Consider the following 21,377-nt stretch of genomic DNA (forward strand, 5'->3'; position numbering starts at 1 on the left):
GCTTTCAGATTAAAAAAAATCGCAACCAATGGTAAAGAAAGAGTAAAGGATTTATAACGTTCCGCTTATAGTGCGGGGAAGCCATACGGTGAACGTCGTCCACTCCGGCGTGCTCTCCACAGAAATCGTGCCCTGGTGCAAGTCGATAATGCTTTTGGCGATGGCGAGTCCAAGACCTGATCCGCCTGTTTCTTTGGAGCGCGAGCCTTCCACGCGAAAAAACCGTTCAAACAAGCTCGGCAAATACTCAGCCGGGATGGGCGCCCCGTTGTTGGCAACGGTAATAGCCACTCCCCGCCCCTCAACAAATACGCGCACGAGAATGTCCGTACCGTCACGCCCGTATTTTACCGCGTTGGAAATGAGATTTTCCAACACGCGCACGAGCTTGTCGGTGTCTCCGGTCATTTCGATTTTTTGATCCGGCGTATCGACGTGCAGAGACAGCCCCGCTTCCTGCGCGTCGATGCGAAAACCGACCGATACTTGCTCGACCAGCTCGACCAGATCAAATTGCGTGTGGCTCACATGCGCTCCTCTGTTTCGCACCTTGGTATATTCAAACAGATCGTTGACCAGCACGTTCATCTGTTTGGCCTTTTCATAAGCGATATGGGCGTACTGCTTGATCTGCTGTTCGTCCGTGTACTTGTTCTGCTCGATCAGCCCCAAATATCCAATAATCGAAGTCAACGGAGTGCGCAGGTCGTGGGAAACGTTGGTCACCAGATCATCTTTGGACTGCTCCAGCCGCCGCTCCTCCTCCATCGCATCGCGCGTGCTTTTCACCAGCGCATGAATGCTGTCCACGACATTCCCCAAATTGCCTTCGGGGCGTATGGAAATAACGTGCTCATAGTTTCCTTTGGCAATGTAGTGCAGCTCGGAAATAATTTGCTCCATCTGCTTTTGCTCGACGTATTTGCGAATACGGACGATCGTCCAGGCGGCAAACAAGCCTGTCGCCAAGAGAATGATCGGGATTTTGAAAGAATCTGTCCCGAATGTGCGTCTCAGCATCCAGACGTACTCTTTGATCTGGGGAATGCTGTACAAATATTTGTTGGCGAAATAAGCGGCTGTCTGGAACAGGGCGTAAAAAATCAGCAAGCTGAGCAACAGATCGACGAGAATGCGAAAAAAATACTTGGTACTAAGCTTCAATTTTATAGCCCACCCCCCAGACCGTTTGGATCACCTTCTCGCCCTTCGTCGCTTTCTCCAGCTTCTCCCGCAAGTTGCTGATGTGTACCATGACGGTTTTGTAGGACACGTAGTTCTCCATTTTCCAGCAGCGGTCGAAAATTTCTTCGGAAGAAAATACCCGGTTGGGGTGGCTCGCCAGCAAAAACAGCACGGAAAATTCGAGCGCCGTCAGCTTGATCGGGATGCCGTCCTTCGTCTGGACGACATGGCTTTGCTTGTCGATAATGAGCGGCCCCGCCTCGATCACATGGTCTTGTTTTTGCTGCTGCACGTAGTTCGCCCGCCGCAGGAGCGACTTCACCCGCGCAATGACCTCCAGCGGATTGAACGGCTTGACGACATAGTCGTCGGCTCCCGTCATCAGTCCCATGATTTTATCCATGTCGTTCGTCTTGGCGCTGGCCATCAAGATCGGGATGGTGGAATTTTTGCGTATGCGTTTTGTCACTTCCAGCCCATCGATATTGGGCATCATCACGTCCAAAATGACGAGATCCATGCTTTTTTGCGCCAGCTTTTCCAGCGCCTGCAAGCCGTCGTAGGCTTTTTCGATTTCGTAGCCTTCGTTGCCCAAATAAATCGCCAGCAAGTCCACAATTTCCTTGTCGTCATCTACGATCAAAATTCTCATTGTCCGCACCTCCGCACGAATCCGAGTCGTTACTGACCACTATAGCAAAAATGTTTAAAGAAAAGCTAAAGCTGCGTCAGGCAGCCCAAATGCTCGGCGAAAATCGCAAGTCCTGGAGCGAGTTCGCCCGCTTCTACACGCCTTCCCAAACAAAAAAGCCGACGGCACTCACGCCATCGGCTGGATCAGTCGACTCACACACTGGCGTGCGAAAGCTTCCGACTGCTTTTTATTCTTTTGGATGAATCATTTGCTCAGGACGCACTACCGCGTCGAATTGCTCCTCTGTCAAAAGGTTGCTCTTGATCGCTGCTTCCTTGAGCGTAATGCCTTCCTTGTGCGCCAGTTTCGCTACCGCTGCCGCATTTTCATAGCCGATATGCGGGTTGAGCGCCGTTACCAGCATCAACGAGTTGTTCAGGTTCTCCTTGATAACAGCAAGGTTCGGCTCAATGCCTACCGCGCAATGGTCGTTGAACGACTTGATCGAGTCTGCAAGCAGACGTGCGGATTGCAGGAAATTGTAGATGATAACCGGCTTGAACACGTTCAGCTCGAAGTTGCCTTGACTAGCGGCAAAACCGATAGCGGCATCGTTGCCCATGACTTGGCAAGCTACCATCGTGATCGCTTCGCTTTGCGTCGGATTCACTTTTCCTGGCATGATGGAGCTGCCTGGCTCATTGGCAGGGATCACGATTTCACCGATGCCGCAGCGCGGGCCGCTCGCCAGCCATCTGACGTCATTGGCGATCTTCATCAAGTCGGCTGCCAGTGCCTTCAACGCGCCATGTACGTGCACCAGCTCATCGTGGCTGGTCAGCGCGTGGAATTTATTTTCCGCCGTGACAAACTTTTTGCTGGTCGCTTCACTGATTTCCGCAGCGACCATCTCACCGAAGCGCGGATGTGCGTTGATGCCTGTTCCAACCGCGGTACCGCCAATCGCCAGTTCGCGCAAATACTCGTTGCTTTCCTTGATCATTTTCTCCGTTTTTTCCAGCATGCGCACCCAGCCGCTGATTTCCTGACCGAGTGTCAGCGGGGTAGCATCCTGCAAGTGAGTCCGGCCGATTTTGATGATGTCTATGTATGCTTCGCTCTTTTCTTTCAGCGTCTGTTTCAGCAGGGCGAGTGCAGGCAAAACTTGATCCTCGACTGCGACCAGTCCAGCCATGTGCATGGCAGTCGGGAACGTATCGTTGGAGCTTTGCGATTTGTTCACATCGTCGTTGGCGTGAATGCGCGCGCTGCTGCCTTTTGCCTCCAGCAGTTGGTTGGCGCGGTGCGCGATGACTTCGTTGACGTTCATGTTGGACTGGGTGCCGCTTCCCGTTTGCCAGACAACCAACGGGAAATGCTCGTTCCATTTTCCTGCGATGACTTCGTCTGCTGCTGCCACGATCGCTTCGGCCTTTTCCGCATCCAGCTTGCCCAGCTTTTGGTTAGCCAAAGCTGCGCTTCTTTTCAGAATGGCAAACATGCGGACAACTTCCAGCGGCATTTTTTCTTCACCGATCTCGAAGTTCTGGAAGCTGCGCTGCGTTTGCGCCCCCCACAGCTTGTCGGCAGGCACTTTCATTTCACCCAACGTGTCTTTTTCAATACGAAATTCCATCTCGCATCCTCCTCTATGAATGATTGCCTCTTTTATCATGTCCACTTCTTCCCTTTTGGAATAAAGGCAGACGTATTCAATTAAAATGATAATGATTTTCATTCTTGTTATCAAGAGGAGAAGTGTATATAAAAAACCGCAGCGCCTCTTGTGTGGCAAACTGCGGTTCTTGTCCAAGTGCTTATCTGCTTTCTACCTCGACGGACATCACGTGATCCACAGCTTTCAGCAAGCTGTAAATATCAGTCGTATATGTATTCTCCGAAGCGGTAATCATCATCTCCAGCTTTTGCAGTCCGTTCTCCAGGTCCTTGACCTTGACCCGCTTCACCTGCAGGTCGATGTGCTTAATCTGCTTGAAAATGCCATCCAGATCGCCGCCGCTCTCGACCACGATCTTGATCGACAAATCTCGTTGCCGCAAAGATTCGGGTCCGACCCATTTGAGGATGAGCGGAAACAGGTTGATCGCCAAAATGATCAGGACTGTCGCGGTCACAGCCTCAAAGTAAAAACCTGCTCCCACCGCAATACCCAGCCCGGAAGCCGCCCAGACCATGGAAGCTGTCGTCAGCCCGGAAATCACATCGTTGCTTCTGCGCAAAATGACGCCGGCGCCGAGAAAACCGACCCCGCTGACAATTTGTGCAGCAAGTCGCAACGGGTCCATATTGGTGTGCCCAGGCAAGGAGAACCGATGGACAGACTCAATCGAAACAATCGTAATCAAGCAGCTCGCCACCGATATGACCATGCTTGTCTTCACGCCAAGCGGCTTGTGCTTCAACTGTCTGTCCATCCCGATCAGCAAGCCCAGAAACATCGCAATCCCCAGCTTCATCAAAAAATCATAAGCCATTCGTTTCTCCTCCCCTCTCGTTTAATGTCAGCTTTTCTTCCATCACTCTATTAGAAAGTATATACGCTCTCCCTGAAAAATAGGAGAGAAATTTTTCATCTGCTGCTCCTATTGTAATCCGGCCCCTCTGTCTTCATGCAAAAAGCGGAAAACCCCCTCGCCAGGGATTTTCCGCTTCGCTTTTGCTTTATGAATGACTGCGAATCATGCGTTTTTGTAACGACAGCAGACGTCCAAAAAGGAAGATGGCTCCGGCAGCCAATCCCGTGATCAGACCAATCCAGTAGCCAAATGCGGCAAGCGAAGTGAACTTCGCCAGGATATATCCCAAAGGCAAGCCAATCACCCAGTAGGATACCAGCGCTACGATAAAGGGAACGGTCACATCCTTGTACCCGCGCAGTACCCCTTGGATCGGGGCAGCGACAGCATCAGAGATCAGGAAAAGGATCGAGTACATCAAGAAATGCTGGGCAAGCTCCAACACCTCTATGTCCGTCGTGTAGAAACCGGCTACTTGCTTGCTAAACATCAGCAAGCTGACCCCAAACATCAGGGCGATGCCAAGCGCAATCCCTATGCCCAAATAACTGTACTGCTTCGCGTCCTGAAACCTTTTGGCTCCGACCTCAAAGCCGACGACGATCGTCAACGCCATGGATATGCTCAGTGGCACCATGTACAGGAATGACGCGAAGTTCATCGCTGCCTGATGCGCCGCAATCGTAATCGTGCTGTATTCACTCATGAACAACGTGACGGCAGCAAAAATGCTGACCTCGCAGAAGATGGAAAATCCGATGGGCAGCCCGAGCTTCAGCAGCTCTTTCCATGCCTTCATGGAGATGCGATAAAATGTAGAGAACATGCCAAATTCGACAAAAGGGTGGACGCGATTCACGACGACCAGACTAATGAGCAGGATACACCAATACGTAATGGCAGAAGCGTACCCGGCACCGATTCCCCCCAGTCGAGGCAAGCCAAAATGACCAAAAATAAATGCGTAGTTCAATAACACGTTAATGGGTAAAGATAGCAAGGTAATGAACATCGTTACCCGTGTCTGTCCCAATGCGTCGATAAAGCAACGGAGTACAGTATAGAGGAACATCGGAATAATTCCGAGGCCAATTGCATGCAGGAAGCCACGCGCAATCGTGCTTACCTCCGGCTCCAGTTGCATCCAGTTCAGGATCGGATCAAGCAGCAAACCGCCGACGATCATGACGCCAATAGCAATCGCCACACTCAAATACAAGGCTTGCATCACGGTATAAGGCACCTGATCTCGTTTCCCTGCCCCAACCATCTGTGCAACCATTGGCATGACTGCCATCAAAATCCCGGTCAAGCCTGCTTGAACAGGTGTCCACAGACTCGCCCCAATCGCTACACCCGCCAAATCTGTCGGACTCGCATGCCCTGACATAATCGTATCGGCGAACGTCATGGAAAACAGCGCCAGTTGCGATATCAAGATAGGAAGCAATACAGTCAAAAACTGTCGCCATTTTTCTTTTAGCGAATAGGTTTCATTCATTTTTTCGTTTCCTTCTAACCTTATAAGATGGGAAAACAATCATGCACCGATGTAACAGAGAACTGTTTATCTCTTAAATTATAAGTATAACAAAACAAGCAGGAATCGGCAAAATAATGGCAGTACATAAAAAACAAAGCCCAGGCTGTTCACCCGGGCTTTGCAACATTATTCAGCGAGATCCCATACAGCGGATTTTCCTGGCTCTTCGCCTTTTGTCCACCATTTTGCCTTGTAAACCTGGTCTTCGTAGCTCACTTTTGTCCCGCCCTCATAGGCTTTGCCTGCATCCCATGACAGTACGGCATCGCTTACCAGCTTCCATGCATCGGAACGATCCGGCCGCTCGCCTGTTACCCACCATTTCGCTACGTATTCCAATCCGTTGTAGATGACACGATCACCCTGTACATAGACAGCAGAGGAATCCCACGCAGGAATTTCACCCGGTACTTCCGGACTCTTCTTCTTCGTACTGACGGCAAATGGTGCGCTCGCTTCGGAAACATTTCCTGCCGCGTCCACGGCTTTGATCGTATACGTATACGACGTTCCCGGGGTTAATTGTTTATCGACAAAGGAGGGCTGGTCAACTGTCCCTACTTGTGTGCCATCACGGTAAACCTTATATTTCACGACTCCAACATTGTCTCGGGAAGGGCTCCACATCAGATCAATCACCGTCTCTGTCTGGTGATGAGACATGATACCTGTTGGTGCGGTCGGTGCTTCCTTATCCACGATATCTTCCGCTTTTGTGCGAACAGTCAGTGCCTTGCTTGGCTTGGACTCTTTTCCTCTGGTATCCACTGCCACGACGGTGTAGGTGTAAGCGGTAGCAGGCGTCAAGCCTTTGTCCGTATATGCCGTTTCCTTGGTGGATGCGATTTTTTGTCCATCGCGATACACATCGTACTGCTTGATTCCATTAGAGGCTACAGAATTGCTCCAGCTAAGCTCAATGCTTGTAGCTGTCTGCGATACGGAAGTCACATTGCCCGGAACAGTTGGCTGTTGCTCGCCACCCGTTCCATCGTTAATCAGATTCACGTCAATCGCCTGATAAAACGCCATGCCCGTATCGGCAATCTCCCAAACACCCAAAATAATGTGGTAGCCGCTGCGATCTGTCGGTACATTGCACGAATGCGTTACCGTGAATGGCGGCCTTTTCCCTCCGTCCTGGAACGAGCAGAACAGCTCCAGATCCGCTCTGGCAAGCGGCTTGTCAGGATTCCAGTCTTTTTTCGTGATGTAATATTTCCACTCCGCCGTGCTATGCGGGGCTGTCAGCTTCCAAGTAAATGTATTTTGTCCACCCTGCAAGGTAACCTTGCTCCAACGATCTGCTGTTTGTGCGTAAAGCTCAGGATAGCGGCCTGCACCAGTAAATTCACCATCGGCAGGACCGGACTGCGGGAACGAGCCGATGCCCTCCACGCTTTGCGGTTCGTACTGGATTTGACCGCAGCCTTTGTTTTGCCCTGTCTTGCACAAGTAAGAGCGACTCGCTGGCGATTCGATGTACCCGTGAGCCGAAGCTTTTTCAGCAAACACGAGAGTAGCTGCGCCCGCCACCAGCATCATTGCCAGCATGAACAGAAGCGCCAGCCCTTTCCTGCACAGATTGTTTCTCAACCCTACGTTATCCATGTATTATCTCCTCTTTTCTGGATTAGGATCGAATACCATGTTACAGAAAATTTTTCCAGTAACACAGGTTCTGAATACCCAATCCAAACTAATTCCAGCAAGAAAATATGGAGATGATTCAGGAGTGTGTTCCTATGTACTTCCTTTTGTTTATCTACATGTTAGGAATATTTGATCATTCTCAAGGAAAACGTTAGGGGATACTTTGTTGATGATTCTTAAAAATTATTTCTCTTCTTTCTTCAAATAGGCTATTTCCTTTTTTAGTTGATTGATTTGTGACTGCAAATCATTACTAGAATTGTTGTTTTTGTTAAAAACCTTTGTGAAAAAACTTGCAAATACCAAAACAAGTCCAATTATCATGATTCCTGTTAATAATAAGACCTCCATTTCGAGCCCCCTCCCAATTAACCATTTTTTCAATAGTATACATTAATTTACAAAAGGAATCGAAAGCAGGAGGAATTTTCCGAAAAACATTACTACCTAGCGCGTTATCTCTTTGTTATTGGCAAGTTCGTTGGCTTCTCCGGTGTATGTCGGAACTCCTGGTGGTGATGGAGACTGAGCGTGCTAATTGCTATTAAAAACAAGCTACTCGCTGAAGTTTAATCTCCTCAGCAAGTAGCTTGTTCGGCACTTGAGCAGTGTTATTTACTTTTACATCAACAGCAACGGCACTACCTTCCCGGCGTTTACATCAATCAACCCCAGATCGGTCAGCTTCAAAGCCGGACTCACTGGCAACGAATGCGTGCTGATCGACATGATCGGGTTGTAATGGTCGTAGCCAAGCGATTCCATCGCGCGGCGAAGCTGCTCGACTTCTTTTGCTGTCTTTTCCAGCGGTTCCTCGGTCAAAATGCCGCCGACCGGCAAGTTCAGGTTCGCCAGCACCTTGCCGTCCTCCACCACACAGAAGCCGCCCTGATTGCGGATGACTTCATTCGCAGCCACCATCATGTCGTGCGGATTGTGACCAACGACGAGCAAATTGTGGTTATCGTGCGAGTAGCTGGTTGCGATCGCCCCGCGCTTGATCGTGTCGCCGCTGATCAATCCGTAGCCGCGGTTGCCGTTTTTGCCGTAGCGTTCAAACACCGCAATCAGTCCGTACGGGCTTTCCTCCCAGCATACTTGCCCTTCCCGCACCTCGACGATCCCGCGATGATCCTCTGTAAAAGTGGAGCCGTTTTGTACGAGCATCACCCGGCACGGATAGCGATTGTCTGGTGCAGTAGAAGCTACCTGGAAGTCGCTTTCCGAAAGCGGGGCAAGCTTGATGCTTTCGTAAAAATGCGCTGGGAACTGCTTCGTATGCACGACCTGGCGGTACTCTTCGCGAACGTCGTACGCTTTCTTGCCGTTTTTGTAGACCTGCTCGATGTTCAGTTCGCGCAAATCGGATACGAGCACAAAATCGGCGATCTTGCCCGGAGCAATGGCTCCGCGATCCGTCATATTCATGCGTCTTGCCGGGGTGAACGTGCTGGCGTAGATAGCTCGCTCAGGCTGCATCCCCATGCTGATCGCCTTTTTCACAAGATGGTTCAGGTGGCCGCGCTTGAACAACGAGTCGGTCATGACGTCGTCCGTCACAAAACAAAAATGCTCGGAAACATCTTCCTTGATCAAATAGTCCATGACTTCTTCTGTCATCGATTTTTCCTGGATCTCCAAAAACATGCCCGCTGCTATGCGCGCTTCCATGCCTTCCGGCGTCTGATGCGTATGGTCGGAGTCCACCCCTGCGTAAATGACGCGATGCAGGTCCAGATCGAGCAGCTTGGGCACATGTCCCTCAATCACCAGAGTCGGGTACATTTTGCGAATGTGCTGCAAAATTTGGTTGGTCTTGCAGTTCTCATCGCGGATGATATCGACATAGTTCATGATCTCGCCCATGCAAATGATCTCGCAGGAAGCAAGCAGCTCATCCATATCGGCAATTTCCACGGAACCTCCCGTTGTTTCCATCGAAGTTGCCGGCACGGAGCTGGGGATCGCGTATTTCATGTCGACTACGCAATCTTTGCTTACGCGAATCATCTCTTTGATTCCTTCGATCCCGAACACATTCGCCATCTCGTGCGGCTCCGGCACAATCGTCGTCACGCCGTTTTGGATCAAGCCGTAGGAAAATGTCTCGGGCGTCACCATTGTGCTCTCGATGTGCAAATGAATGTCAATCAGGCCGGGGATCATGTAGCGGCCTTGACCATCTATCGTCTCGCCCGCTTCAAACGTTTCGCTGTTGCGCTCGCCCACGTAGAGAAAACGCCCGTCCAACACAGCGACATTGCCTTTGCGAAACGTTTTGAAGTAGCTGTTAAACACTTGAACATTTTGGATCAATAAATCAACCTTCACGAAAAGCCCTCCTGTCTTTAGTCCACGAGCACCATTTTGTCTTTCGGGAACAGCAGATTGACCTTTTGGCCGCTCCGATAAGGGGTCTCCATCTCCTGGTTGACGGTAAAATCGCCCAGCTCTGTTTCCACGACATACTGATAACTGCGCCCCAAAAACGTGCTGACTTTGACACTGCCATGCAGACGATTCATCCCCGCCTGATCAGCCTCTTCGGTTGTCACCAGCAGATCGTCCGGACGCATGGCGCATTTTTTGCTCATTGGGCTGGCTGTTCCTGGGTTTTTGGCCGCAACAAACTCGTGTCCGCCCACACGCAGTCCGATCTCTCCGTTTGTTTCGGAGCGCTCGGCGAAGTCGATAAAGTTGGTAAAGCCGATGAAGCGAGCAATAAACTCGGTTTTTGGATATTTGAAAATCGTAGCCGGATCGTCCAGTTGCTCGATAATGCCTTTGTTCATGATCGCTACCTGATCCGAGATGGAAAAGCATTCTTCCTGGTCATGCGAGACGTATACCGTCGTGATGCCCAGTTCTTGTTGAATGCGGCGGATTTCTACCCGCATGTTGATCCGCAAATTCGCATCGAGGTTGCTAAGCGGTTCGTCGAACAAAAGCAGGTCAGGCGAAATGACCAGCGCACGGGCAATCGCCACACGCTGTCTTTGCCCGCCGGACAGCTCCTTGGGGAAACGCTTTTCAAAGCCGCCAAGGCTGACTACCTCCAAAATCCGCAAGACGCGCTGCTTGACCTCGGCTTCATTCACCTTGCGCAGCCTGAGTCCAAACGCCACGTTATCGAACACAGACAAGTGCGGAAACAACGCGTAGCTTTGGAACACAAAGCCGAAGTTGCGCTTGTTGACCGGCACGCGCGTGTAATCTTTGCCATCGAACAAGAAGCGGCCGTCCTTCGCTTCGAGAAAGCCCGCGATCAGGCGAAGCGTCGTTGTTTTCCCGCAGCCGCTCGGCCCCAGCAGGGAGATAAGCTGCCCCTTTTCGATGTTCAGGTTGAAGTTTTGCAAAATGTACTGATTGTCATAGGCAACCGATACGTTTTCCAATGCGAGCAATGCCATATGTTTGATGCCTCCGTTATCGTTTTGTAAAGTAGGAAAGCCCCATCAATCGTTCAATGACGAACATGAGAATAGCCGTAATCATCATGAGCACAACCGAGATCGCCGCGATCGTCGGGTCGAAGTTGTTCTCGACGTAAGTCAGCATCTGGATCGGCAAAGTGCTTACTCCCGGCCCGGTCATGAACACGGAAATGTCCACGTTGTTGAACGACTCCAGAAAAGCAATCAAAATCGCCGCAATAATCCCGGAGCGAATGTTAGGCAAAACGACTTTGAAAAATGTCTCCAGCCGCCCCGCGCCAAGACTGAGCGCCGCTTCTTCAATGGCAAAATCGAAATTGGACAGGCTGGACGCGATGACGCGAATAATGAAAGGAAGCATCAGCACCGTGTGGCCGACAAGGAGTCCGGCGTAAATCGGCAGATGGTAGACGACGATGACGTACTTCAGCATGGCAAAACCCATGACAATGCCCGGAATCAACACAGGCGAAATGAAGATGCCGTTCAACAGCCCTTTGCCGCGAAACTGGAAGCGGCTCAGCGCATAGGCCGCCGGAATCCCCAGCAAAAGCGCCAGCAGATTGCCCAGCAAGGACACGATCATCGACGTCTGGAACGTCGTCATGAACATCTCTACGTTGAAGATGTTTTCATACCAGCGAAGGGAGAAGCCTTCCGGCGGAAATTTCAGGACGCTTCCCGGTTCAAACGATGTAAAGGATATGATGATGAGCGGCCCCAGCAAAAACAGAAACACAAGAAGGGTAAACAGGGCCAACCCGCGATTTTTCTCCTGCATAGCTTCTACCCCTTAGGATTTAGTTTCGTCGCCAGCTTGTTCATGAAGAAAATGACGACAAACGTGATGACGATCATGATCGTGGCAATGACCGAAGCCATGTACCAGTCGTTCAAAGTAATCGCGTTCTGGTAAAGGAACGTCGAGATGACGCGTTGCTTCCCGCCGAGCAGCGCAGGAGTCGTGTAAGCAGTCAAGCTGCCGACAAATACGAGAATGCTTCCGATAATCAGACCCGGCACACTGAGTGGGACAATTACTTGACGGAATGCCGTAAATTTGGAAGCACCCAGGCTTTCAGCCGCTTTGATCAAATCGGGATCGATGTTTTCCATCACGCCGACAAGCGTAATGATGATCAGCGGCAAGAACAAATGAATCAGACCAATCATCATGGCGGTCGGGGTATACAAGATTTCCAGCGGCTTATCGATCAGCCCGATCGACAGAAGCGAGCTGTTCAGCAAGCCTTTTTTGCCGAGAATGATCATCCAGGAGAACGAGCGTACAACCGAGCTGGTCAGCAGCGGGAAGATGGCCAGCGCCAGCAAAATCCCTTTTTTGCGCGGTCCCAGCTTGGAAATGTAGTACGCGGCAGGGAATCCGAGCACAATGCAGGCAATCGTCGTCACCAGACTGACTTGCAGCGTGGTCAGCAAAATTTTCACGAAATACTTGTCCGTCAAAAACTGCATGTAGCCTTGCAGCGTAAAGCTTCCTTCATGGAAAAACGTCGACGCAATCGTCATTGCAATCGGAATGACCATGAACAGCGTCAAAAACAGCACACCAGGCAGTAGCAATAAATAAAGACCCTTTTTTCTCATCAAATTAACTCCTGTTCACGGTATCGTCAGGCTTTCAATGCGCCGATAAAACGCGCAAAGAACGCATCTGCATCTACGTCCAGACAGACGTTCATGTTGGGTTCTTTTTTCAGGCGGTTTTGAAAGTCGCAAACCGTCTGCCCGTCGCAAAGCTCGCTTTTCGTTTCGATGTCGACGTACAGCTTTTTCGTCTGCACCAGCGAACGGTCGAGCGCGACCGCGACCGCCAACGGATCATGCATGGCGCATGCGCGAATGCCGTTTCGTTCAAAGTAGCGATCCAAATAATCGGACGTGCTTTGCTTCACATATCGGCCGATGGGCGTATCTCCCAACGCTGCGATATGCTCTTCGTTCAGCAGGACTCTGCGTGTTACATCCAGCCCAACCAATGTCAATTGCGGAAACCCGGCATGAAAGACGACTTTCGCTGCTTCCGGATCGACGTACATGTTGTACTCCGCCACCGGGGTCACATTTCCGTATTCAGTCACCACTCCGCCCATGAAAATGACTTCCTTGACGTGCTGCACAAGCTCAGGGCACTTTTTCACAGCGAGAGCCAGATTGGTCAGCGGCCCGGTCATCACGAGAGTCACCTGGCCGGACTGAGCCAGCACCTGCTCGCAAATGAAGTCGGGTGCAAAGCCAACTGCTGGCTGCGTATGCACCTGTACATCCCGCAACGCTCCGCCAAGTCCATCCTCGCCATGGATGCGATGCTCGAAAAACTGCGGACGCAATAGCGGCTGGGAAGCTCCGCGGACGACCGGGATTTTGTCGCCTGCTTGCAGCAAATCGAGGATTTTGCATGTATTTTCTGTAGCTTTGCCAAGAGATACATTGCCGTTCACGGTAGTAATGCCGATCAATTCACATTGACCGCTCTTGATAGCCAAAATAATTCCCAGCGCGTCATCAATTCCGGTATCGACATCAAGAATGATTTTTTGCTCCACGAGTGGTCCTCCTCTGTTTGAAAAAAACAAGGGTATATCCGCGCCGACGTCTATACCCTTGTCCTGTTTGGTTGCTCGTTATTGTGTAATTTCGCGATTCCAGCGATCGATCCACGCTTTGGAATGCTCATTGACGAATTTCATGTCCAGCTTGCGCAGTTTGTTGACGGTTGCTTCCCCATAAGTAACGCCTTTTGCTTCCTCATCTGTCAGCTTCACGGAGGTGTTAACAGGAGAATCCACTTTTGCTTTCGCTGATTTTTCCTGCACTTCTTTGCTCAACTGGTAGTTGATGAAGTCTTCTGCCAGCTGCTTGTTTTTGCTGCCTTTTACGATGTTGACGGTGTTCATGACAGCGTATCCTCCGCTTTCAGGAGCGACGAATACCGCTTCTGGCACAGCTGCCTGGATATCTTTGAAGTACATTTCCATGATCGGCCCAACTGCAATTTCTTCCTGGCTAAACATGTTCACATACTCGGAAGTTTTGTCGTAATACTTCACAACGCCTTTGTTAGCTTCTTTCATTTTCGCAAACGCCTGATCTTCGTTGAACTCCTTGCTGCCTGCGACTACAGAGGCACTGTCGAGGATCATCGGGCCTGTCGTCGATGTGATGTTTGGCAGCGTCAGCTTGCCCGCCAAATCTGGATTCCACAGGTCTTTCCAGTCCTTGACCTCGGTTTTGACCAGCTTAGGATTGTAAGCAATCCCGAATTGTCCGATCGTGTACGCCGGGCCATACTCCTCGCCGAGCGGCGCTTTGGCGATATCGTAAATCTCGTTCAGGTTCGGAATACGGCTGCGATCGATTTTTTCGAAGGCGCCGCTGTCGATCCCTTGTTGCGCGTAGTAATCGGACAAGTAAATCAAGTCTACGTCAGAGCTTCCTTGACGCACTTTGTTCAGACGCTCGGCGTTGTTGCCGATTTCCAGCACGATTTTGACGTTGTGTTCTTTTTCAAACGGCTCGTAAATTTCTTTGCGGAAAAAGTCTTCCGAGAAGCCCCACGTGGAAATAACCAGTTTTTGCGGCTCGCCTTTTGGCGCTTCGCCAGTTGCTCCCTCCTGCGGTTTGTCGCTTGCGCCACAGCCTGCGAGTACCAAAGACAGCATGGAAGCAGAAAGGATTCCTGTCAGCATTTTTTTCATTGTATGATTCCTCCAGTTCAGCTTGTAACTTGCAAATAATGAATGATTGCATTGCAGTTCATAGATAGAATGAGGCGTTAACAAGCGATATTATTCATCAACCACATCCTTAAAAGGCGAATAAGAAGCGCAAAAAACAAAAAGAAAAGCACCCTTGAATAGAACGATACATTCTAAACAAGAGCACTTTTCTTCGTAAACAAAGAGAAGCGACACCCGTTTCACACCATTTTCACGGTCTTCCCTTGAGATAGATCAAAAGAGAAAATCCGAACGAATGGCTCAGGTATTTAATTTTCCGAGTCACTTACAATTACATTCGTGATCGCCCACTGCGTAGGCGCGTCGTAGTCTCTAAGCACAGCTTCCAGCTTCAGGCCCATCTCTTCCTCCAGCCGTTCTCTCAGCTTCCTCTTATAAAGAAGAGACATGCGAAAATCGACTTCCAGCTTCAGAGTCGGGGCTTCGCCTTCCAGCGCATCTGAGCGCGGAGAGCGGCGATGCTTGGCGTGGAAAGTAATCAACTGATTCTCAATCGTCACTCTCAGCAAAGTCGTTCCAAATCCGAACAACTCTTTTGCTATCTCATTATAAATGGCAGACAGCTGCTTTCTCGTTTCATTCGTGTCTACTAAACTCATGACATCACCCGCGAGAGCTGTTATCTGATTTGTTGTTTCCCATTATACATATGATTTCAGGCTAGAGCAAGCTAACATTCGTATTTAGATCATTTTTACATTTTTCAGTCATATATTCGTTCGGTCTTTGCTGCTGTCTTGCCGCTTCACAGCTTCTTCCATCCAGCAATGTTCACCGAATGTTTGGTGGAAAAGCCTCATATATTCATGTACACTTATATGTAACTTCACGAATAGAGAGGGGCTACTCCATAACCATGAAAAAACTCATCATGATGCTAGTCGCCGTCATGCTCGTACTCGCTCCCGCAGGATTCACAGATCATGCCGACGCAAAAGGTTATAAGTCCGGCAAAAAATCGTTCAACTCCAACACGGCTCCAACCAACACGCAGACGCCAAACAAAGCCGATTCCAATGTAAATGCATCTACCAATAAAAATACGACAACCAATACACCAGCTACTGCTGCTCCAAGCAAGAGCGGCGGATTCATGAAAGGTCTTCTCGTCGGGGGATTGGCTGGACTTTTGTTCGGCAGCCTGTTTGGCGACATGGGGGCACTGGGAGCGATCTTTGGCTTCTTGATCAACATGCTGGCGATTGTCGCTGTGATCGTATTGATTCGCAAAATCTTCGTCTACTTTAAAACGCAACGCGCGAAAAAACAGGAACTGAACACATGGAAAAGATAACACTGTCCGAACAAGTATTGATTAACGCCATCTGCCTGCATGTGGCGAGCAAAAAACAGATTCAGCCGCAAAACGTAGAAGTCGAACTGATGTGGGACGAAGAATACGGCTTCTCCGCTGAAGTATACGCGAACGAACGCAAACAAGTGTTCATCGAGATCAACCTGATCGAAGCCATTCGCTTTTATCTGGAAACGCAAATGCAGCGCAACCCTTACTCCGCCGGCATTGAGCTGGTATTGGACGACGAGGAAGGCATCATCGCCTACGTCACGTACCAAAGCTAGTCGCCCTTGCTTTACCCGCTCGAACTTCCCAAGCCAGTTTGCTCACCACAGTGGGCAGATTGGCTTTTTACATGCGTGCATTTCCCTTGATCAAGTATTGAAATTGCCTTCGTTACGTTATATACTTTAATGAAAATGATTATCATTGTCTTTTTTGCTTATACATGTACATACTTTTCTATAAAGGAGTTGGCCCATTGTGGAACGCTTATACACGCAAAAACTGGACATCGGTTACGGCGAGCTTTCCATTGTCAAAGACCTGAACATCAGCATCCCTTCTGGCAAAATTACCGCACTGGTCGGCGCAAACGGTTCGGGTAAATCGACCATCCTCAAAACGTTGGCCCGAATTATGAAACCGACAGGTGGACAGGTATTTCTCGATGGGAAGTCTATTCATCAGCAGTCAACAAAGGAAGTCGCCAAGCAGCTGGCAATTTTGCCGCAGAACCCTACCGCTCCCGATGGCCTGACCGTGTCTGAGCTTGTTACCTATGGCCGCTTTCCTCATCAAAAAGGATTTGGCTCCCTGACCAAGGAAGACAAAGAAATCGTGCAATGGGCGATTGCCATGACGGGCATGATCGATTTTTACGACCGTCCCGTCGACCAGCTCTCCGGTGGTCAACGCCAACGCGCCTGGATCGCCATGGCTCTGGCGCAAGGAACCGACATCCTGTTCCTCGATGAGCCGACAACCTTCCTCGATATGGCGCACCAGCTGGAAGTTCTCAAGCTGCTGCAAAAGCTGAACGAAGAAGAAAAACGTACGATCGTCATGGTTGTCCACGATTTGAACCATGCAACTCGCTACGCACAGCACATGGTAGCCATCTCTCGCGGCACGGTCATCGCCGAGGGCTCTCCTGCCGAAGTCATGACACCTGACATGCTGCGCAAAGTGTTCAACATCGAGGCTGACATTTTGACTGACCCGCGCACAGGAGTGCCGCTCTGCCTCCCTTACGAGCTGAGCCACGCGGCAGAAAACAAGGCCGCTTCCAGTACCGCGCCTGCATCCAGCCAACAGGCTGTGCAAGAAGACGAACGCAAGCTGGTCGGCACTCGCTAGTAACTCATCACTTGCATCGAACGATCAAGCCATTCTCATGGACGGTAAATGAGAATGGCTTTTTTATATAGGCAAAAGGCAGCCCAAGGATCTTCTCCCCAGGCTGCCTTTGCTGTTATCAGCTTGTTTTCGTTACCACTTGATGTCTTTCAAGATTTCGTCTGCCATGTTTGCAGTCGAAACCAATCCGCCACCGGACAAGTACCAGTAGTTCGCATCGAGGTAAATGATGTTGCCGTTTTTGAATGCTTTGGTGTTTTTCGTGAGGTCGTTTTCAACCGCTTCTTTCGCAGCTGCGGAAACACCTTCATTCGCAGAAATCACACCGCGGTCTACAACAAACAGGTAGTCAGGGTTTTTCTCTGCTACGTACTCAGCGGATACGCTTTGTCCGTGGGTGGATACTTCGATGTTTTTGTCTACCGCAGCGAACCCGAACACGTCATGCAAAATACCGAAGCGGGAGCCAGGACCGTAAGCGCTCAGCTTGCCTTCGTTCACGAGAACGATCAGCGCGTTTTTGCCGCTTGCTGTTGCTTTTTCGTTCAGTTGCTTGATCGATTCGTTGATTTTCGCCAGTTCTTCATCTACTTGTGCTTCTTTGCCAAAAATGGTTCCGAGCGTTTTCATGTTCTCTGTGAAAGAGTCCATGTACTTGGAAGTGTCTACACCGAGGAAGATCGTTGGAGCAATTTTGTTCAGTTCTTCATAAGCGTCTTGCTGACGACCGGAGATGAAGATGACATCCGGCTTCATTGCGTTGATCTTTTCAAAGTCCGGCTCTTTCAGGCTGCCGATGTTTGTGTATTTCGCGTCTTTGAATTTCTCCAGATAAGGCGGAATGCTGGATTGTGCCACACCTTTTACTTCGATGCCCAGTTTGTCCAAGGAATCGAGCACGCCATAGTCAAAGACGACAACGTTTTGCGGGTTTTTCTTCAGTTTGGCCTCGCCCAATTTATGTTTGATTGTGATTTCTTCGGATTCCTTCGCAGCGCCGTTAGAAGCCTCTGGCGTTTGGGAAGGAGCTGCACTATTGGAGCCGGAACCGCATGCCGCTGTAAATACTGCCAACAGTACGGCCATGAACAGCATCAGGATTTTTTTGTTCATTTTTCTCACCTCTATAAGTATTTTAATATATATAAAATTATTGATAGCTTGCTTGTTTTTGAAGACCCCCTGCATGCCATCAAAATAATTTTATCGAAAGGAAGTAAAGCGGCGCTATGCGTAGTACACGCAGATTTTGTTTTCGTCGATGTCTTCAATGTGGATGTCCATATCGTAAACATCTTTCAAGGTTTGCGGCTGGATGATCTCGTCTGTGCTGCCTTCCTTCACGACTGTTCCGTCCTTGAGCGCGACGATGTAATCGGAGTAAACAGACGCAAAATTGATATCGTGAATGACGATGACGACGGTTTTGCCCATCTCATCGACCAGACGCCGCAGCACCTTCATGATCTGGACAGAATGCTTCATATCCAGGTTGTTCAACGGCTCATCGAGGAGAACATACTCCGTGTTCTGCGCGACAACCATGGCGATGTACGCCCGCTGGCGCTGCCCGCCACTCAGCTGGTCGAGATACTTGTGCTGTATGTCCGCAAGCTCCAGATAACGGATCGCTTCGTCTACGTACTTCCAGTCTTCTTTTGTCAAATTGCCTTGTGAATACGGAAAGCGTCCGAAGCTGACCAGCTCGCGAATCGTCAGGCGCACCGTAATGTGGTTGGACTGCTTGAGAATCGAGATTTTTTTGGCCAGCTCGTTGCTTTTGTACTGTCCAATCTCCTGCCCCTCAATCAGCACCTCGCCTTGATCCTTCGTCAGCAGACGGCTGATCATGGACAGCAATGTGCTTTTGCCAGCCCCGTTCGGACCGATAAAGGACGTAATTTTCCCTTTGGCAATTTTCACCGAGACGTTTTCCACGACATTTTTGTTCCCATACTGTTTTGAGACGTTACGGACTTCTATCACGCTTTATTCTCCTTTAGCAGAAGATAGATGAAGTAAACCCCGCCGATAAAGTTGACGATGACACTGAGCGTTGTCGAGAACGTAAAGACGCGTTCGACAATCAACAAACCGCCTACCAGAGCCACTACGCTGATCAATGCTGAGCCAGCCAGCAAAAACTTGTGCTGGTACGTTTTCATATATTGATGAGCCAAATTCGCTACCAACAGCCCCAGGAAGGTGATAGGCCCAACCAACGCTGTCGCAATCGACACGAGAATCGCGATGACGACCAAAAACCGTTTGACGACAAAATCGTAAGGAATCCCCAGATTGATTGCCTGATCCCGGCCCAGTGCCAGCACATCCAAATACTTGACGTAGCGCCAAAAGTAAAGGCCGACTGCGATTACCAGAACAAAGCTGAGAATCAACAGGTCTGTGTTCACGTTGTTGAAGCTCGCGAACATTTTGTCTTGTACCACCTGAAACTCGTTCGGATCGATCAGCACCTGCATGAACGTCGACAAACTGCCGAACAAAGTGCCGAAAATCAAGCCAATCAACAGCAGGAAGTAGATGTTTTGTCCTTCCCGCCTGAACAGGAATTTGTACAGCACGCCTGCGAACAGAACCATCAAGCCAGTCGAGATCAGGAAGTTCACGTTTTTATTCATGATCGTCATGTGCGTGGAACCAAACACGAAAATGACGAGAGTCTGAATGAACATGTACAAGGAATCAAGACCGATGATGCTGGGCGTCAAAATGCGGTTGTTGGTAATCGTCTGGAAGACCATCGTCGAGAACGCAATGATGCACCCGGTTAGCAGGATCGCAATAATTTTCTTGGCCCTTCGGGGAAGCACGTAATCCCAGTTGCCGCCCGCATCAATCAGCATGAATACGGCTATCAGAGCAACGGCGACTATCGCCATGACACCAATCTTAGCTTTCATCGTTCATATGCCTTTCTTCTCATGAGTAAGTATACGAATATACCGCTGCCCACTACTCCGACCATCAAGCCGATTGAGATTTCATACGGGAAGATGATCAGGCGTCCAAGAATGTCACAGCACAAGACAAACACTGCTCCCAGCAAAGCGGTATGAGACAGGCTTTTCTTCAGATTGTCGCCGAGGTAAAGCGTCACAATATTAGGAATAATAAGCCCCAAAAACGGGATGGTCCCTACCGTGAGGATGACGACAGATGAAACCATGGCGACAATCGCCAAACCGATATTGACCACTTGCTTGTAATTCAGTCCGAGATTGATCGCGAACTCTTCGCCCATTCCTGCAATCGTAAACTTGTTGGCAAACAAGTACGCGATAATGACCAGCGGAATGCTTATGTATAGCAATTCGTAGTTTCCCTTCATGATCGAGGAAAAGTCGCCGTGCAGCCAGGACGACATGTTCTGGATGAGATCGTGCTTGTAAGCGAAAAACATCGTAATCGAACCGACGATATTCCCGAACATCAATCCGACCAGTGGAATGAAAATCGAATCCTTGTATTTCACCCTGTCGAGAATCTTCATGAAGATAAACGTCCCCAGCAAGGCAAAAACAAACGCGACGAGCAGCTTCACCCAAATCGAAGCATCTACGAACACCAGCAAGGAAACGAGAATCCCGAACCGGACAGAGTCTTCGGTGCCCGCCGTTGTCGGCGACACGAATTTGTTCCGGGTCAGTTGCTGCATGATCAGACCAACCACGCTCATGCTGATACCCGCGATAATGATACTGATCAATCGGGGAATCCGGCTAATCCACATCACTTGCACTTTGTCATCGCTGAGATTGAACAACTCCAGGGGCGAAATGTCCTTTACGCCAATAAACAGGGATACTATCGAAAGCAGAATCAGGGCTACAACCAAATATCTTTTTTTCATCGCTTCCCTACTCTTCTCTTTGTTCACGTGAGTGCTGCGTTGCTTTTAGCATGCTTAGTAAGAAGGAGATTCATTCTCAATAATAAAGAGATTCATTCTC

General features: G+C 49.7%; 21 protein-coding genes. 3 read left to right on the top strand and 18 right to left on the bottom strand.

All coding sequences use genetic code 11. The features are described 5' to 3' along the window. Window positions 1-51: 51 nt before the first annotated feature. The 14 genes from HP435_RS27435 to HP435_RS27500 all read right to left on the bottom strand — a co-directional run bounded on the left by HP435_RS27435 (window position 52) and on the right by HP435_RS27500 (window position 15,346). Entirely contained in the window at window positions 52-1,164 is a 1,113-nt protein-coding gene (locus HP435_RS27435; protein WP_122962440.1) for a sensor histidine kinase, read from the bottom strand. Then, window positions 1,154-1,846, bottom strand: coding sequence for a response regulator transcription factor (locus HP435_RS27440; protein WP_370641088.1), 693 nt, complete (start codon window positions 1,844-1,846; stop codon window positions 1,154-1,156). Before HP435_RS27440 ends, HP435_RS27435 begins: the two co-directional genes overlap by 11 nt. A gap of 220 nt (window positions 1,847-2,066) precedes the next feature. Then, complete coding sequence (fumC, locus tag HP435_RS27445; protein ID WP_173596288.1) at window positions 2,067-3,455, bottom strand: class II fumarate hydratase; 1,389 nt, start codon at window positions 3,453-3,455, stop codon at window positions 2,067-2,069. Between the two features lie 181 nt (window positions 3,456-3,636). After that, entirely contained in the window at window positions 3,637-4,314 is a 678-nt protein-coding gene (locus HP435_RS27450; RefSeq protein WP_063228806.1) for an MgtC/SapB family protein, read from the bottom strand. A 187-nt stretch (window positions 4,315-4,501) separates the two neighbouring features. After that, on the bottom strand, window positions 4,502-5,857 hold the full coding sequence (locus HP435_RS27455) for an MATE family efflux transporter (protein ID WP_173599557.1): 1,356 nt from the start codon (window positions 5,855-5,857) through the stop codon (window positions 4,502-4,504). A gap of 168 nt (window positions 5,858-6,025) precedes the next feature. Next, window positions 6,026-7,510: a lytic polysaccharide monooxygenase gene (locus HP435_RS27460; protein WP_173599558.1), complete on the bottom strand. Its 1,485-nt coding sequence runs from the start codon at window positions 7,508-7,510 to the stop codon at window positions 6,026-6,028. Between the two features lie 225 nt (window positions 7,511-7,735). After that, window positions 7,736-7,903: a DUF1049 domain-containing protein gene (locus tag HP435_RS27465; RefSeq protein ID WP_122962435.1), complete on the bottom strand. Its 168-nt coding sequence runs from the start codon at window positions 7,901-7,903 to the stop codon at window positions 7,736-7,738. A 270-nt stretch (window positions 7,904-8,173) separates the two neighbouring features. Continuing rightward, a complete protein-coding gene (locus HP435_RS27470; protein WP_122962434.1) occupies window positions 8,174-9,883 on the bottom strand; it encodes an adenine deaminase in 1,710 nt (569 codons plus the stop codon). A 17-nt stretch (window positions 9,884-9,900) separates the two neighbouring features. Further along, complete coding sequence (locus HP435_RS27475) at window positions 9,901-10,962, bottom strand: ABC transporter ATP-binding protein (protein ID WP_122962433.1); 1,062 nt, start codon at window positions 10,960-10,962, stop codon at window positions 9,901-9,903. Between the two features lie 16 nt (window positions 10,963-10,978). Beyond that, window positions 10,979-11,767 (bottom strand): ABC transporter permease, encoded by a 789-nt coding sequence (locus tag HP435_RS27480; RefSeq protein ID WP_063228801.1) that lies wholly within the window; start codon window positions 11,765-11,767, stop codon window positions 10,979-10,981. Between the two features lie 5 nt (window positions 11,768-11,772). After that, on the bottom strand, window positions 11,773-12,594 hold the full coding sequence (locus HP435_RS27485; protein ID WP_122962432.1) for an ABC transporter permease: 822 nt from the start codon (window positions 12,592-12,594) through the stop codon (window positions 11,773-11,775). Window positions 12,595-12,620: 26 nt separating this feature from the next. Beyond that, window positions 12,621-13,553 carry a nucleoside hydrolase gene (locus HP435_RS27490; RefSeq protein ID WP_122962431.1) on the bottom strand — a complete coding sequence of 311 codons (933 nt, stop codon included), beginning with the start codon at window positions 13,551-13,553 and terminating at the stop codon, window positions 12,621-12,623. A 78-nt stretch (window positions 13,554-13,631) separates the two neighbouring features. Continuing rightward, entirely contained in the window at window positions 13,632-14,705 is a 1,074-nt protein-coding gene (locus HP435_RS27495) for an ABC transporter substrate-binding protein (RefSeq protein ID WP_173599559.1), read from the bottom strand. Window positions 14,706-14,995: 290 nt separating this feature from the next. Then, on the bottom strand, window positions 14,996-15,346 hold the full coding sequence (locus HP435_RS27500) for a hypothetical protein (RefSeq protein ID WP_063228797.1): 351 nt from the start codon (window positions 15,344-15,346) through the stop codon (window positions 14,996-14,998). 257 nt (window positions 15,347-15,603) lie between these two features. On the opposite strand from HP435_RS27500, the gene HP435_RS27505 reads away from it, so the two are divergent. The 3 genes from HP435_RS27505 (at window position 15,604) to HP435_RS27515 (ending at window position 17,403) form a co-directional block, all read left to right on the top strand. After that, a complete protein-coding gene (locus tag HP435_RS27505) occupies window positions 15,604-16,041 on the top strand; it encodes a hypothetical protein (protein ID WP_063228796.1) in 438 nt (145 codons plus the stop codon). After that, a complete protein-coding gene (locus HP435_RS27510; RefSeq protein ID WP_063228795.1) occupies window positions 16,029-16,328 on the top strand; it encodes a YxcD family protein in 300 nt (99 codons plus the stop codon). The genes HP435_RS27505 and HP435_RS27510 overlap by 13 nt, the downstream gene beginning before the upstream one ends. Window positions 16,329-16,527: 199 nt before the next feature. After that, on the top strand, window positions 16,528-17,403 hold the full coding sequence (locus HP435_RS27515; RefSeq protein WP_122962427.1) for an ABC transporter ATP-binding protein: 876 nt from the start codon (window positions 16,528-16,530) through the stop codon (window positions 17,401-17,403). Between the two features lie 132 nt (window positions 17,404-17,535). Here the strand turns inward: HP435_RS27515 and HP435_RS27520 are convergent, their stop codons facing one another. The 4 genes from HP435_RS27520 to HP435_RS27535 form a co-directional block, all read right to left on the bottom strand. After that, on the bottom strand, window positions 17,536-18,516 hold the full coding sequence (locus HP435_RS27520; protein ID WP_122962426.1) for a siderophore ABC transporter substrate-binding protein: 981 nt from the start codon (window positions 18,514-18,516) through the stop codon (window positions 17,536-17,538). Between the two features lie 114 nt (window positions 18,517-18,630). Continuing rightward, window positions 18,631-19,389 (bottom strand): iron ABC transporter ATP-binding protein, encoded by a 759-nt coding sequence (locus HP435_RS27525; protein ID WP_173599560.1) that lies wholly within the window; start codon window positions 19,387-19,389, stop codon window positions 18,631-18,633. Beyond that, window positions 19,386-20,327 carry an iron chelate uptake ABC transporter family permease subunit gene (locus HP435_RS27530; RefSeq protein WP_063228791.1) on the bottom strand — a complete coding sequence of 314 codons (942 nt, stop codon included), beginning with the start codon at window positions 20,325-20,327 and terminating at the stop codon, window positions 19,386-19,388. The genes HP435_RS27525 and HP435_RS27530 overlap by 4 nt, the downstream gene beginning before the upstream one ends. Beyond that, entirely contained in the window at window positions 20,324-21,277 is a 954-nt protein-coding gene (locus HP435_RS27535; protein ID WP_122962424.1) for an ABC transporter permease, read from the bottom strand. The genes HP435_RS27530 and HP435_RS27535 overlap by 4 nt, the downstream gene beginning before the upstream one ends. Window positions 21,278-21,377: the final 100 nt, after the last annotated feature.

Source organism: Brevibacillus sp. HD3.3A (assembly GCF_013284375.2).
GTDB lineage: Bacteria > Bacillota > Bacilli > Brevibacillales > Brevibacillaceae > Brevibacillus > Brevibacillus parabrevis.

Excerpts from the sequence above, each read along its gene's own strand:
- HP435_RS27495 (WP_173599559.1), bottom strand. The coding sequence starts at position 14,705 with ATGAAAAAAATGCTGACAGGAATCCTTTCTGCTTCCATGCTGTCTTTG.
- HP435_RS27505 (WP_063228796.1), top strand. The coding sequence starts at position 15,604 with ATGAAAAAACTCATCATGATGCTAGTCGCCGTCATGCTCGTACTCGCT.
- HP435_RS27530 (WP_063228791.1), bottom strand. The coding sequence starts at position 20,327 with ATGAAAGCTAAGATTGGTGTCATGGCGATAGTCGCCGTTGCTCTGATA.
- HP435_RS27475 (WP_122962433.1), bottom strand. The coding sequence starts at position 10,962 with ATGGCATTGCTCGCATTGGAAAACGTATCGGTTGCCTATGACAATCAG.
- HP435_RS27455 (WP_173599557.1), bottom strand. The coding sequence starts at position 5,857 with ATGAATGAAACCTATTCGCTAAAAGAAAAATGGCGACAGTTTTTGACT.
- HP435_RS27465 (WP_122962435.1), bottom strand. The coding sequence starts at position 7,903 with ATGGAGGTCTTATTATTAACAGGAATCATGATAATTGGACTTGTTTTG.
- HP435_RS27450 (WP_063228806.1), bottom strand. The coding sequence starts at position 4,314 with ATGGCTTATGATTTTTTGATGAAGCTGGGGATTGCGATGTTTCTGGGC.
- HP435_RS27485 (WP_122962432.1), bottom strand. The coding sequence starts at position 12,594 with ATGAGAAAAAAGGGTCTTTATTTATTGCTACTGCCTGGTGTGCTGTTT.
- HP435_RS27520 (WP_122962426.1), bottom strand. The coding sequence starts at position 18,516 with ATGAACAAAAAAATCCTGATGCTGTTCATGGCCGTACTGTTGGCAGTA.
- HP435_RS27535 (WP_122962424.1), bottom strand. The coding sequence starts at position 21,277 with ATGAAAAAAAGATATTTGGTTGTAGCCCTGATTCTGCTTTCGATAGTA.
- HP435_RS27510 (WP_063228795.1), top strand. The coding sequence starts at position 16,029 with ATGGAAAAGATAACACTGTCCGAACAAGTATTGATTAACGCCATCTGC.
- HP435_RS27500 (WP_063228797.1), bottom strand. The coding sequence starts at position 15,346 with ATGAGTTTAGTAGACACGAATGAAACGAGAAAGCAGCTGTCTGCCATT.
- fumC (WP_173596288.1), bottom strand. The coding sequence starts at position 3,455 with ATGGAATTTCGTATTGAAAAAGACACGTTGGGTGAAATGAAAGTGCCT.
- HP435_RS27480 (WP_063228801.1), bottom strand. The coding sequence starts at position 11,767 with ATGCAGGAGAAAAATCGCGGGTTGGCCCTGTTTACCCTTCTTGTGTTT.
- HP435_RS27460 (WP_173599558.1), bottom strand. The coding sequence starts at position 7,510 with ATGGATAACGTAGGGTTGAGAAACAATCTGTGCAGGAAAGGGCTGGCG.